The organism is Thermogemmatispora sp., from assembly GCF_019683755.1.
Classification (GTDB): domain Bacteria; phylum Chloroflexota; class Ktedonobacteria; order Ktedonobacterales; family Ktedonobacteraceae; genus Thermogemmatispora.
In genome coordinates, this window is sequence record NZ_JADGHT010000011.1 from 20115 (window position 1) to 32635 (window position 12521).

Below are 12521 nucleotides of genomic sequence, written 5' to 3' on the forward strand. Positions count from 1 at the left end.
GGATGGCAGGCCACCACGGGTCTGGCGCCTGCCCCACCAGGTGCCGGGATCATCAATCAGGTCAGGTCAGCGAGGCGCTGCCGGTTTTCTTTGACTGATTCTGGCAGGGCGCTTTGTCCGTCGTCCGTCTCGCCTCGCCCGTACCGGCCTATCGAGGCCGCCCTCAGCCAGAGAGGCTGAGGCCAGCATCTTGAAAGGAGCAAGCGCTATGGCACAGCAGTGGGCCTACAAGGTCGCTTATATTGATACCCGCGGACGCATCTCTTGCGAAGGCCTGGAGACCCTGATCGGTAACGAGCGACGCAGCGCTTTCGTACGTCGCTATCTGAGCAGCCTGGGACGCGAGGGCTGGGAACTGGTGGGCATCCAGCCCCTGACCTCGACCTCGGCCTACTACGTCTTCAAGCGCCCCGCCCAGGAAGGCGACTACAGCGAGCCGGCTCCTGCCGCCCAGCAACCACAGGCTGAGCCAAGTAGTGGCGGCCCCACGATTGAGACGGCCTGAACCAGGCCATCTCAGTCTGCTCTGTAGGTCATGTTCTAGATGGTAGTCGGTCGCTAGAGGCTGCGCCTGTCGCAGCCAACAGCGCGCGGCCCTGTCCCTTCCCCTGGCTGCCGCTTCCGCCGTCGAGAGCCGACAGCCGAGAGAAGGGGCAGGGCCGCACAGGCTTTAGCTCGCCAACCCTCTTCGGGCGCGCGATGGTCGCTCCACGGGCTGCGGTCTAAGCAGCCAGATGAGAGCGATCAGGCCTCTTGGCGAGGCCCCTCAGCCGCAGCCTCTGAAGGGGCCGCCGTCCCTTCCTCGTTTTGTAAGGCCCTGACAATGGTCAGCGCCTCCTCAACATGCTTCTCAGGGTTGAATTGAGATGAGAAGATGTGACGTACAACGCCGCGTTTATCGATAATATAAGTCACACGCCCCGGCAGAAGACCAAGCGTCGTCGGTACACCGTAGCGCTTGCGCACGGCAGCCCCTTGGTCGCTCAGCAGAATAAAGGGCAGCCGATGCTGGTTGGCAAACTGCTGATGCGACTCGCTCGAATCCGAGCTAACGCCGATCACTTCGGCCCCCGCCTGCTTGAAGACCACATAGCTATCGCGGAAACAGACCGCCTCAGCCGTGCAGCCGGGCGTATTGTCCTTGGGATAGAAGTAGAGGACAATCACAGCTTTGCCGATGAAGTCGTGGAGGCTGACCGGACGACCTGTCTGATCGGGCAGGGTGAAGTCGGGCGCCAGGTCACCGACTTGTACCTTTTTGCGCTGCTCCGCAGTTTCTGATGCGCTCATGAGCGTGTTTCCCTTTCTTGTCTTTCACGTCGCGGAAGAGCAACCGCCGCGCTGACCCGGAGCGCCCAGAGGGAGCTGCTGGCGGCGAATCCGTTGCTCTTCTCCGCGAACTAAGCAGACCATTTATACGTAGAGAATCTAGGTCAGACGCACAACCCTGGTCAAGGTCCAAGCAAGGTAGCGACAGGCCGCTCAGGTCAGTCAGCGCCAGCGGCTGTCAGCAAGCGCGCCACTTGATCGCCCTCTCCAGGTGTCTCCTGACTGGTATGCTATAATGAGGATCGGCTGCCAGCGGCCAGGCCAGCCCGCTCAGCAGACAAGCTTGCAGCCTCTGGCGGGCAGGTCTGCCGGCGCCGACCGGCGGGCGGGAAGGCAGCGCAAGCACCATCCCTGAGCCGCCAGCAGCCGCTGATCGAGGCCGATCCCGAGCTGTTTTCACAGCCTGCAGTGACGATACTCTCAGTGAGGAGTGACCTTTCTATGACACAGCCACAAGTACAGACCAGTGCGCCGGCGCGTAGCGAGCCGCCGGTCTTCTATAACTTCATCGGCGGCCAGTGGCGGCCTGCGGCAAGCGGCGCCACCTTTCCCAGCACCAACCCGGCCCACCTTTCCGAGATCATCGGGTACTATCAACAATCGAGCGTCGCCGACCTTGATGAGGCCGTGCGAGCCGCGCGCCAGGCTCAACCCGACTGGGCAGCCACCCCTGCACCGCAGCGCGCCGCGATACTCATGCGGGCGGCCCAGATTCTGGAGGCGCGCCAGGAAGAGCTAGCCGTCCTCATGACGCGTGAAATGGGCAAGATCCTGAGCGAAGCGCGGGGAGAAGTGCAGACAGCCATCGACGTCGCCCGCTACATCGCCAGCGATGGCTGGCGGGCCGAAGGCGAGACCGTGCCCTCCGTCCAGCGCGGCAAGCTCTATCTCACCGTTCGCCAGCCGTTAGGCGTCGTCGGCCTCATCACTCCCTGGAACTTCCCCCTGGCTATTCCTGCCTGGAAGGCCTTTCCCGCCCTGCAAGCCGGCAACGCCGTTGTTCTGAAGCCGGCCAGCGACACCCCTCTGCTCGCTCTCAAGCTCGCTGAAGTACTGCAGGAGGCCGGGCTACCAGACGGCGTTTTCAACGTTGTCACCGGTCCCGGTGGCACCCTCGGCGAGGCCCTGGCCAGCCATCCCGACGTCAATATGATCTCTCTCACCGGCTCGACTGAAGTTGGCAAGCGCGTAGCCGAGCTATGCGGGCGCGACCTGCGTCGCTGCGCGCTGGAGCTGGGCGGCAAGAACGCTGTCATCATCCTGGAAGACGCCGATCTGCCGCGCGCTGTTGCCAGCGTCGCGCTGGGAGCCTTTGGCACGACCGGCCAGCGCTGTACGGCCACCAGCCGCGTCATTGTACAGCGCCCCGTCCTTTCTGAATTCACCGAGCGCCTGATCGAGGCCGCCGCCAGGCTGCGCATCGGCGACGGTCTGCGCGAGGACGTCGATATGGGGCCGCTTGTCAATATGGGACGCGTCCAGGCGGTGCAGGAGTACACGGAGCTGGGCAAGCGTGAAGGGGCAAAGCTCTTGTATGGTGGCAGCCCGCTGCGCGAAGGGGAATGCAGCGATGGAGCCTTTTACCAGCCGACTATCTTCGGCGATGTCCAGCCGGAGATGCGCATCGCTCGCGAGGAGATTTTTGGTCCTTTCGTCTCGATCATCCCGGTCGACTCCTATGAAGAAGCCGTTCGCGTCGCCAACAGCACCATCTATGGCCTCTCAACGGCCATCTTCACGCGCAGCACGCACTACACTTTCCGCGCCATGCGCGACATTCAGTCCGGGCTGATCTATGTCAACGCGCCAACCACGCGCTCAGAGATCCACATGCCCTTTGGGGGCATGAAAGCCAGCGGCAACGGCCACCGCGAACTGGGGCCGCATGCCGTCGCCGATTACACCGAGGTCAAGACCGTCGCCGTTGTCTACGAGTAGCGTCCCTGGCCAACCAGAATAAGGGCAACTGTGGGCAGGAGCCGGACGGCTGAACGGGGAGATGAATGGCGCGATCTGGACCCGAATCAGACCCATCCGGCTCCTGCCTGGTTAGCCTGTGAGTCTAGTGCCTCACCATCATTGATGCAGGGAGCCTGCTCCTCGTCTTCGCCTCTCCCTGACTTTCCCTAGCTCAAGGCGCGTTTCAATTCTGTGGCGGTTCGAAGAGCGAGAAGAACGCTTCCCAGACCTCCTGATTTTCCAGGCGTTCATAGAGAGAAGCAACGCGCGAATTAATTGTCTCAAAGATTACGCGCAAGATGCGCGAGAGCACCGAGAGCGCCTCTTCATAAAACTCCTTGGAGCGCTGTAAATCGGCGTGGAGCACCTCATGGCAAAGCGCTGTGAAATTCTCCACATCGATGCGATTATTGTGGATAATGAACTTATAGTTCCCCATATAGCGCAGCTTCTCGCGAGTCAGCAGCGCCTCCAGCGTATTGGGATCTAGCTCCGTGCCATTAGCGCGACACGTTTCAGCCAGCGCCTCCATTGTCCAGTTAATATACTGCACCAGGGCCGGCAACTGCTCCACGGGACTCTTGCGCTTATACCAATCCTGCTCCATGCGGCTAATCAGATTGAGCAGCTCAAAGCTCTCCATGCGCATCCGCTCGGCGGGGCCGGGTAAGCGCACGGTGCGCGCATCACGCGAGGGGGGATGCGGCTCCTCAGGCAGGGGGACAATCAGCCGCTGCTGCACCAGAGTCGCCAGGTCGCGCGCTACTTCCAACTCAGGACGGCGCAGACCAGTGGCAATCTTGCGTACCCAACGATGGAGCGCCACCCGCTGCAGGATCTCAACCACGCGCCCGTTAAAGCTCAATGGGTAGGGGATCGTTGGCACTAACTTTAACATCGTGCGCATGCCATTGGGCAAATAAGGCTTAAGCTGCTCCCACTCATCGGCATAGCGCACCATCTCCATTGTCACCCGCACAATCTCCAGATCAAGCGACTGCTCCCCATACGGCAGAAAGGCCTGCTTTTTGGGGCTTGTAATGAACTCATAGGTCCCTTCGCGCCAGAGCGCCAGCTCACGCGCTGTCCAGAGAGCCTTTGTGCGCAGCGCCTCATAGAGCTGCTGCTCAGTAATGACGCGCATGGCGATCAGGCGCTCGCCGATGCGGCGCCCGAAAGCGTCCTGCAACTGCTGGGTGAAGGCAAACTCCACCTGCTGGAAGGTGGCCATCCCCAATTGTTGGAGCACATCGCCCAGGGTCAACGCGCATGGATCAAGCTCAGAGCAGTTGGCGATCTTGCCATCGCTGAAATAGAGAATACCGACTCGCCCCTGCTCGTGCTTCAAGTGCAAGGCACCCGTCGCCGACCCCAGCTCCATCATCTGCAGAATTTCAACCAACCCGAAATCTCTCAGCGACCCCTGCAAGAGTCTGGTATTCGTCGTCATACTTCCCCCTCGAATGGGACTAGCCGCCACGCCACCTGTCATCACTTCCGGCCACGCCAGGCCAATCAGAGCCTCGGTCTCTGCCTGATGCTGGGAGCGTACACTTGGTGCATTATAACAAATACCAAGTCATTTCAACAAGCACCGCTTTGCCCCTGCTGCCCCAGCCCATTATGAGCCGCGAGCGCCGCCCGTAGCTGGGGTTCAAGCGCCTCCCAGGAATAGCGCTCCTCGACGAGGCGGCGCCCATTGCGTCCAAGCTGGTGCGCCAGGCGCTGATCACGTAGTAGGGTCACAATGGCCTCCTCAAAATCTTCCAGCTCGCGGATCAGGGCATGCTCCCCATCGCGCAGCGCCAGACCCTCCGCTCCCCGCGGCGTCGTAACCACAGCGCGCTCGAGTGCCAGGGCTTCCAGGATCTTATAGCGGGTACCTGAGCCATGCCGCAAGGGCACCGGCACAACCGCCGCGCGGGCCAGATACGGGCGTACGTCAGGCACGGTATCAGTGACAACCACCTCCGGCTCACGGCGTAAGCAGCTCACTAGCCCATAGCGATCACGTCCTACCAGTACCAGCCGCGCCTGTGGGCAGCGGCGACGCACAGCGGGCAGGATGCGCCCACTCAGGAGGGCTGCCGCTTCAACATTGGGGCCATAGCCAAACTCCGCCGGATAGACGATATCAAAGCTCTCTTCTGCTGCCAATTCGCCAGACGTCGACGCCCGCGGCGGCTCATACTGACGCAGGTCTAAGGCGTTGGGGATGACGCGCCAGTGCACTGCAGCGGAGGGGCCACAGACCTGACGCTGACGGCAAACATCTTCCTCTGATGGGAGCCAGACCTCATCGGCGGCGGGAAAACAGCGACGCTCGCGCCTCCGAAAGACCAGATGGCGCAGACGCGCCTCCTCTGCCTCGCGCGGCGAGCCGGCTAGCTCTGCCAGTTGTAGCGCCAGCTCGCTTTCAACATTATGGCAATCAATAAAGACACGCAGGCCACGCCGCTTGAGAGCCGGCGCCAGCTCGCTGGCGTAAGGATGCACCAGAACAACATGAGAGATCTGCTCCTGCCTCAGCCAGTCCAGCAGGCGCCGTCGCTGGTTTGCCAGCGACGAAGCCACATAGCCAGGCCATAGATGACAGAGGCGCAGCCCCAGAGCGCGGACGCCCCGCGGTGGCACAAAGGCCGCCAGCTCGGGGCGCTGTGGGTCAGAGAGCGGCGCTCGCTCCAATGAGACCGGGCCCCCGTCGCGCAAGTCCCAGATGGCCAGCCCCTGCGCCCCAGCCAGGCGCGCCAGCAGACACTGTAGCTGATAAAAGCGGATCTGCAGTCCCCCAATGATGGGCGGTCTCACCACCCAAGGAGCAATCAGTGCCAGTCGCATCGTCTTCGCCACCTTTTCCTCCATCCACAATGAGAGATGAGCGAGTTCCAGCCAGCCAGCCAAAGGGCGGCGGTCAGCTATGCCCTGATCACCCATCTCAGGCCCAGCTCGCGCTCTCCTGCCTCAACCAGTTGGAGCCAAACAGCCGCAGCCGCCTCCTGCTCAGGGTGCTCATCCTCATCAGGAGCATTGTGCGCCACGAGCCTGCTTGCTGTCAAATCCCCTTCCTGGTTCGATGGCAGCATCAGAGAGCCAGCCCATCGCCCTCTCTCGTGGTTCGTTTCCGGTTGAGGAGGAGCAGCGAGTCAAACCAGAGAGCATGAAAAAGCCTCGCTGCCTTTGCTATAATTCCGAACATGAGCATCAAAGATCGAGTCGCTGTCATCACCGGAGCAGGCCGTGGCATTGGGCGCGCCACCGCTGAGCGCTTTGCGCGCGAAGGGGCCCGCCTCGTTCTGTTCAGCCGTACACCGGAGCATCTCGACGAAACGCGCGCGCGCGTCGAGCGTCAGGGAGGCAGCGCCCTCACCATCGTCGGCGATGTCGCCCGCGAGGAGGACGTCGAGCAGCTCTTTCAACAGGCTCGCGCCCACTATGGGCGCGTCGACATCCTCATCAACAGCGCTGGCATCGTTGCCGTGCGCCCCTTTCGCGAAATGGACACCGCCACCTGGGATCGGGTCCTGGCGGTCAATCTGCGCGGAACCTTCTTGTGCTGTCGAGCCGCCTTTCGCCTCATGGCCGAGCAGGGGCAGGGCGTCATCATCAACATCTCGTCGCTCTCGGGCGTCAAAGGCGTGGAAAAATTTCCGGGTCTGAGCGCTTACAACGTCTCCAAAGCTGGCATCGCCAGCCTGACCGAGATCCTGGCTCTGGAAGGAAAAGCCTACAATATCCGCGTCTGCGCCGTCAGCCCGGGAGCAGTCGACACCGACATGCTACGCCAGGCAGCGCCCCACCTCAAGCCTGGCATGAGCGCGGACGATATGGCAGAGATCCTGCTCTTCCTGGCCGACGACAGCGGGCGTATGCTCAGTGGCACCAACCTGGAAATCTACAGCAACGCCTAGCCGTAGCGAGCAGGAAGCCAGCGAGGCCGTTGGCCCGGCTCGAGCAGTCCAGGCCGGACGGCTCCAGGAGAAGCTAGGGAAGCAGGTCCGGCCCGCCAGGCCAGCGGGAAAGAGAGGCAGCCCCCGACCGGGCCAGAGTCGACAGACAGAGATGGCCGTCGCTGGCCGTCTCAGATCCGATAGACAGGAGTCAGCAATTGAGGGGACAAGACGGGAGGACAGACGGGACTATGGCAACAGTCTACTTAACACGTCGCGCCAGCTTCAGCGCCTCGCATCGACTCTGGAGCGAGGCCCTCAGCGAACGCGAAAACTGGGAACTCTACGGTAAATGCGCCAATCCCAACGGGCACGGGCACAACTACACCCTGGAGGTCACTCTGCGCGGCGAACCAGACCCGCGCACTGGGATGCTCATGAACCTGACCGAGCTGCGCGAGATTATGCATCGCGCCATCATCGACCAGGTTGACCACCGCCACCTCAACTACGATGTACCCTGGCTACGTGAGAGCATTCCCACAACCGAAAACCTGGTCATCAAATTCTGGGAACGCCTTGAGACAGCGCTCCCGCCAGGCCTGCTCTACGAGGTCAGGCTGATCGAAACCGACAACAATAGCGCTAGCTACCGAGGCGAGCGCCACCCACTCACTCATCCATAAGTGAGCGGAGGCGGGCTTTCCAATCGGTGTCGTTGGCAGCATCGTCGCTCTCGCCGATCGTCCAACTGCGGGCGCCATCGGTGAGACGGGTCGGCTGTGCTGTCAGCGGACGTGGAGAAGAACTGAGGGTACGCAGGGCAGACTGCGCGGCCTTGCGCACATCGTAGACGGGGTCCTGCAAGAGAGCACGGATCGCCTCGCGGCTGCTCTGGTGCCCCAAGCGGCCCAAAGCTCGCGCGGCAGCGGCGCGCTCATCGGAGGTCGGTGCCTTAAGCAAGGCTTCGATCTCGGGCGCCAGCCCGGTCAGCGAGAGATCGGCGATCAGCCGCAAGAGCCGGCTTCGACGCATTGGATGGCGCAGGCTGGCCAGGGCAGCACGACAATCGGCATAGATCTGCTCCTCGCTCAACAGCCCCTTCTCACGCGCCTCGGCTACCGCTAGCTCGGCGGGCAGCGAAGACGAGCCGCGCAGGAATGGCTCAATCCACTCAGCGACCGGCTCCAGCCCACCAACATACTCATGTAGCACTAGAATATCATGATAGTGCTCATCCAACCAGTAGTAGAGAGCTAGGGTCATCTCGGCATCTCGTGCCGCATAGGCCACCATCGCCGGTGGAAGGGGACGCCGCGCCCAATCGGTACGCTGTAGACTCTTATCGAGATGAATGCCAAAGGCCCGCTGCAACATGGCCGCTAGCGATGACTCGTTCTGGCCGAAAATCGAGCGGCTTGCCGCCTCCAGATCAAAGTAGTGGGCTACATTCAGGCCGCGTTCGGCCATCACATGCAGATCAGCCCCCGCCCCATGTAGCAGAATACTGATCTCAGGGTTTTCCGTGACCGCCGCCAAAGGAGAGAGATCGGCAAGACGCCAGGCATCAATCACAAAACACTGGCCATCGATCGCTAACTGCAGCAGGGCCAGGCGGTGGGAAGGACCATTCTCGCCCAGGAGCCGAGAGCGACCCTGGACGAACTCGGCATCGACTCCAATAATGCGGGCCGTGCGTAAGATCTCGACAGCATCACGCAATTGCTCCGGTCGCTCTACATAGAGCCGCCGCCCTTTAGCCGGCGGGCGACCGAGTGGAGGCGTCGGGCCAAGATAACCCGGCTGAACTTTTTCCTGCACGCCTGGTTCCGGCGAAGCATCTCTGTCTTTCAACGCTTCTGCCATCCTGGTCACAAAAGCTAGAAACGTTACCTGACTATCAACCTGGAGGTGTCTCCCACTATAGCAGATTTTCGCGCTGACGTACAGACCGCAGTTGCCAACCACTCAAGTAGGCCGCAGCCGCAGATCAGCCCAGCTTCGGCCCCTTCCTTTCCGCGCCGCCAAGCCCAACGCATAGGTTGTGGAACTATAACGGGATGTGGAGGGGCGCAGCCTCATCAGCTCAGCTACTACGGCCACGCCAGCGCCCTGCCTTTCTCAGTGCCCCACGGGCTAGCTCCAACCTTAGCCGGCCAGCCCCGGACGCCTGTCGCGGTCAACCAGTTCCAGCTTGCCGCTGACCACATCAATCACCAGGCCATGCACCGGGAGTTTGGGCAAGAAGGGACTGTTACGAATGAACTGCACGACCTCGCGGACATTCCCCTCAACATCGGAAAAGGCCCCCAACCAGCGCACCAGGCCCGCCTGATCGCTTAGACTATAGCGCTCAATCAGGCGCTGCGGCTCAACCCCCAGCGCTTGCATCGAGGCGGTCAGCGCCACTGGATCAACATGGGCGAGACCACAGTTAGTATGGCCGATCACCAGCACCTCGCGTACGCCAAGTAAATAGATGGCCCCCGCCAGCGAGCGGATCAAATCACTGTTGACCCCATCCCCCTCGCGCCCGGGGGCAGCCACCGTCGCCCCTGCGGTGCGCAGCTCAACCACATCGCCACGCTCCAGCCCGAGCGCCTGCTCTAGCAAGCCCACTAGGCGACAATCCATACAGGTGACCACCGCCGTCCGCCGGCGAGGCAAATGACTGAGCGCTGTCAGTTGATGCTCCTCAACAAAGCGGCGATTATGCTCTAAAACCTCATCCAGCATGGCTTGTCTCTCTCGCCAAATTGTGTACCCACCCTCACGAAGCACTTCCCTCTCCCACCGCTGCAGTGGCCGATCAGCCCTTCACGCGAGCCGGAGACCAGGCGAACCAGGCGCGGCGCCCGAGCAGCGGGTAGGTCAATACCCTGAAGGGTGAGCGAATGCATCGATGGATGAGTTCCAGTGTAGCATAGTCGCCACAAACGTGCAATGCGCAGGTTCTACGGGCCAGCCCGCTTGCGAGACTGCTTATCTGGCCACACCAGCCTGACCGGCAACCAGCAGCACCGGTGAGCCAGACAGCCCGATTACTCCGGCTGGCGCTCAGCGATGGCCGCCTCTCCCTCAACGATAAAGACAATGCGCTCACAGATATTCGTGCAATGATCAGCGACGCGCTCCAGCTTATGAGCGATCCAAAGCAGGTAGGTGGCACGTTGCAAGATGCGTGGATCGCTCTGAAGGGCGGGAATGGCCTGCGCACCCGCCAGCATGGCCATCAGATCATGGCGTACCAAATGATAGCGCACATCAACCACATCATCCTCCTGCCAGAGATGGCGGGCAGCCGCCGCATCGCGCTGCGCAAAGGCCTGCATTGTGCCCTGCAAGACACGGCGCGCCTCCTGACCCAGATCAAGGATGCCCTGCATAATTGAGGCCTCGCTCACACGGTGAGACGCCTGCCGCCCTGCCGCCTGAGCTGCTGCCGGCTTCACCCCAGGATCGCCATCCGCTAGGTGACTATCGACCTCCACCTGCGAGGCGGCTTCTGTACGCAGCGGCATCATGCGTAGAATAATCGTCGCAATGCCCGCCGCACCATCGCCAATGCGCTCCAGGTCACTGGCGATCGACAAGGCCGCTGTCAGATAGCGCAGATCCATACCCGCTAATGGCTGCTGAAGCGTGAGCAAACGGATCGTGTGCTCCTCGATCGCTGCACGCAGGCTATCGACACGCGCATCTGCCTCTATCACCATGCCTGAGCGCGCCTGGTCGCCGGTGCGCAAAGCGTCGAGCGCGTTCTTGAGCGCCTCATCAACCATCGCGCCAAGCTGATTGATCTGCTGATCTAGCTCCTGTAGCTCTTTATCAAGCACTGTTCGCGTCATCACTTTCTCTCCTTGCACAAAGTCAGCTCGCTGTGGGAAAGCAGACAGGTCTCCGCTCTGGCCTCCCCAGGCAGCAGAGTTTGCCTGCGCAGCCAACCGCTCAGCGTGCTAGCAGGCAGACAGGCAGCAGCTCGCTACCGCATGGCCCCGGCCTCCTTGCCGCTGCCGAGCCAGGCAGCTAGATGGCTGCCGGTTCTCACCCCGTTCAGTGTACCATATTTTTCTCCGAAAAGATAGAGTATTATTGCAATCTCCTCCTCTAACCTTTAGGGATAGGAGAAAAGCACTGCAGCCGACCAGGCAGCGGCTCTACGCTTACAATTGACAGCCAGCGGCGGGTGATGGTAGAGTAGCAGCAGGTTCCACGCAGCTAGCTCGTACAAAGGGGATAGAAAGACATGGCAACACGGCGACTGCTGGGCGTCTTTGCCCATCCCGACGATGAAGGGAGCATGAGCGGTGCCTTTATCCTTTACGGTCAGGCAGGGGTTGAGACTGGGCTGGTCTGTGCCACGCGGGGGGAAGTAGGAGAAATTGCTGATCCTGTCCTCGCCACCCCAGAGAACCTTGGCCAGGTGCGCGAACAAGAGCTGCGCGCTGCCGCCGACGTGCTGGGCATAGGGCACCTCTGGTTTCTCGACTATCGCGACTCTGGTATGGCGGGCACACCAGACAACAACGACCCGCGCGCTCTCATCCAGGCCCCACCTGCTGACGTCATTGGCAAGCTGGTCGCCATTATTCGCGCTTTCCGCCCGCAAGTCATGGTGACCTTCGACGAAACGGGAGGATACGGCCATCCTGACCACATCGCCATCTACCGCTACACCACAGGCGCCTTCTACGCCGCAGCCGATGAGGCGCAGTATCCCGAGCTAGGGCCGGCCCATGCCGTTTCTAAGCTCTACTACACCGGCTTTCCGCGCAGCGGCATTCGTGTCCTTGCCGAATGGCTCAAGGAGCAAGATCTTTCCCTTGAAGGGACCGCCCTGCGTGGTAGCGACCTTGATCAGCTTGGCATTCCTGATGAACAGATCAGCGTCTTCCTTGATGTGTCCTCGGTGCTCGATCTCAAAGACCGTGCCTGGGCCTGCCATCGGACGCAGCTCGGGACAGTTGGCATTATGGCCCGCATTCCTCCAGAAATCCAGCGGCGCTGGCGAGGTTACGAGTGCTACCAGCTTGCCGCCACGCGCGTTGGTCCCGACTTGCCAGGCGAGAACGACCTATTCGCTCATATTCATAGCTAAACTACAGAGCGCTTCCAACGTCCTTGCTCTTCTTTCGCCGGATGCGCTCGGCCTCTCGGCTCCGGCCCAAGCTGATCCGCTCCGCGGCAGTCAAGCGCTGGTCAGCCGCCAGGGAACAGGCTGCGCCCAGCGCCTCAGCCCGGTGTCACCGCTTTAATCTCCCAGCAAAGCCCGCTCACAGGCCCTGGCAAAGGCCCAGACAGAGGGATAACGTTGCTCCGGCTCATGAGCCAGTGCCCGTGCTAGCA

General features: G+C 61.5%; 11 protein-coding genes. 5 read left to right on the forward strand and 6 right to left on the reverse strand.

All coding sequences use genetic code 11. The features are described 5' to 3' along the window. The first annotated feature begins 208 nt into the window (after positions 1 to 208). Positions 209 to 505 (forward strand): hypothetical protein, encoded by a 297-nt coding sequence (locus IRZ24_RS01950; RefSeq protein ID WP_297160054.1) that lies wholly within the window; start codon positions 209 to 211, stop codon positions 503 to 505. 239 nt (positions 506 to 744) lie between these two features. Here IRZ24_RS01950 and IRZ24_RS01955 read toward each other — a convergent pair whose 3' ends face one another. Further along, positions 745 to 1290, reverse strand: a complete 546-nt coding sequence (locus tag IRZ24_RS01955) for a peroxiredoxin (RefSeq protein WP_297160055.1) — start codon at positions 1288 to 1290, stop codon at positions 745 to 747. 480 nt (positions 1291 to 1770) lie between these two features. Here IRZ24_RS01955 and IRZ24_RS01960 point away from each other — a divergent pair, with 480 nt between their 5' ends. Then, positions 1771 to 3267: an aldehyde dehydrogenase family protein gene (locus tag IRZ24_RS01960; RefSeq protein WP_297160057.1), complete on the forward strand. Its 1497-nt coding sequence runs from the start codon at positions 1771 to 1773 to the stop codon at positions 3265 to 3267. Between the two features lie 205 nt (positions 3268 to 3472). On the opposite strand, the gene IRZ24_RS01965 is transcribed toward IRZ24_RS01960, so the two are convergent. Both IRZ24_RS01965 and IRZ24_RS01970 read right to left on the reverse strand, forming a co-directional pair. Then, positions 3473 to 4738: a DUF4388 domain-containing protein gene (locus IRZ24_RS01965; RefSeq protein WP_297160059.1), complete on the reverse strand. Its 1266-nt coding sequence runs from the start codon at positions 4736 to 4738 to the stop codon at positions 3473 to 3475. Between the two features lie 134 nt (positions 4739 to 4872). Beyond that, positions 4873 to 6126: a glycosyltransferase gene (locus IRZ24_RS01970; protein WP_297160060.1), complete on the reverse strand. Its 1254-nt coding sequence runs from the start codon at positions 6124 to 6126 to the stop codon at positions 4873 to 4875. A gap of 356 nt (positions 6127 to 6482) precedes the next feature. Here IRZ24_RS01970 and IRZ24_RS01975 point away from each other — a divergent pair, with 356 nt between their 5' ends. Together IRZ24_RS01975 and IRZ24_RS01980 are read left to right on the forward strand one after the other, a co-directional pair. Next, a complete protein-coding gene (locus tag IRZ24_RS01975; RefSeq protein WP_297160062.1) occupies positions 6483 to 7196 on the forward strand; it encodes an SDR family oxidoreductase in 714 nt (237 codons plus the stop codon). A gap of 230 nt (positions 7197 to 7426) precedes the next feature. Next, positions 7427 to 7861, forward strand: coding sequence for a 6-carboxytetrahydropterin synthase (locus IRZ24_RS01980; protein WP_297160064.1), 435 nt, complete (start codon positions 7427 to 7429; stop codon positions 7859 to 7861). Here IRZ24_RS01980 and IRZ24_RS01985 read toward each other — a convergent pair. From IRZ24_RS01985 to IRZ24_RS01995, 3 genes are all read right to left on the reverse strand, one after another. Continuing rightward, on the reverse strand, positions 7848 to 9029 hold the full coding sequence (locus tag IRZ24_RS01985; RefSeq protein WP_297160066.1) for a ribonuclease D: 1182 nt from the start codon (positions 9027 to 9029) through the stop codon (positions 7848 to 7850). The two genes, IRZ24_RS01980 and IRZ24_RS01985, sit on opposite strands and share 14 nt — an antisense overlap. 294 nt (positions 9030 to 9323) lie before the next feature. Further along, a complete protein-coding gene (locus IRZ24_RS01990; RefSeq protein ID WP_297160068.1) occupies positions 9324 to 9911 on the reverse strand; it encodes a carbonic anhydrase in 588 nt (195 codons plus the stop codon). A 305-nt stretch (positions 9912 to 10216) separates the two neighbouring features. Beyond that, positions 10217 to 11023, reverse strand: coding sequence for a PhoU domain-containing protein (locus tag IRZ24_RS01995; protein WP_297160070.1), 807 nt, complete (start codon positions 11021 to 11023; stop codon positions 10217 to 10219). 398 nt (positions 11024 to 11421) lie between these two features. Here IRZ24_RS01995 and IRZ24_RS02000 point away from each other — a divergent pair, with 398 nt between their 5' ends. Further along, positions 11422 to 12273 (forward strand): PIG-L family deacetylase, encoded by an 852-nt coding sequence (locus tag IRZ24_RS02000; protein WP_297160072.1) that lies wholly within the window; start codon positions 11422 to 11424, stop codon positions 12271 to 12273. Positions 12274 to 12521 lie beyond the last annotated feature (248 nt).

What these genes read in the sequence shown, in the direction of transcription:
- IRZ24_RS01970 (WP_297160060.1), bottom strand. Translation starts at nt 6,126, where the DNA reads ATGCGACTGGCACTGATTGCTCCTTGGGTGGTGAGACCGCCCATCATT.
- IRZ24_RS01955 (WP_297160055.1), bottom strand. Translation starts at nt 1,290, where the DNA reads ATGAGCGCATCAGAAACTGCGGAGCAGCGCAAAAAGGTACAAGTCGGT.
- IRZ24_RS01990 (WP_297160068.1), bottom strand. Translation starts at nt 9,911, where the DNA reads ATGCTGGATGAGGTTTTAGAGCATAATCGCCGCTTTGTTGAGGAGCAT.
- IRZ24_RS02000 (WP_297160072.1), top strand. Translation starts at nt 11,422, where the DNA reads ATGGCAACACGGCGACTGCTGGGCGTCTTTGCCCATCCCGACGATGAA.
- IRZ24_RS01960 (WP_297160057.1), top strand. Translation starts at nt 1,771, where the DNA reads ATGACACAGCCACAAGTACAGACCAGTGCGCCGGCGCGTAGCGAGCCG.
- IRZ24_RS01950 (WP_297160054.1), top strand. Translation starts at nt 209, where the DNA reads ATGGCACAGCAGTGGGCCTACAAGGTCGCTTATATTGATACCCGCGGA.
- IRZ24_RS01975 (WP_297160062.1), top strand. Translation starts at nt 6,483, where the DNA reads ATGAGCATCAAAGATCGAGTCGCTGTCATCACCGGAGCAGGCCGTGGC.
- IRZ24_RS01965 (WP_297160059.1), bottom strand. Translation starts at nt 4,738, where the DNA reads ATGACGACGAATACCAGACTCTTGCAGGGGTCGCTGAGAGATTTCGGG.
- IRZ24_RS01980 (WP_297160064.1), top strand. Translation starts at nt 7,427, where the DNA reads ATGGCAACAGTCTACTTAACACGTCGCGCCAGCTTCAGCGCCTCGCAT.
- IRZ24_RS01995 (WP_297160070.1), bottom strand. Translation starts at nt 11,023, where the DNA reads ATGACGCGAACAGTGCTTGATAAAGAGCTACAGGAGCTAGATCAGCAG.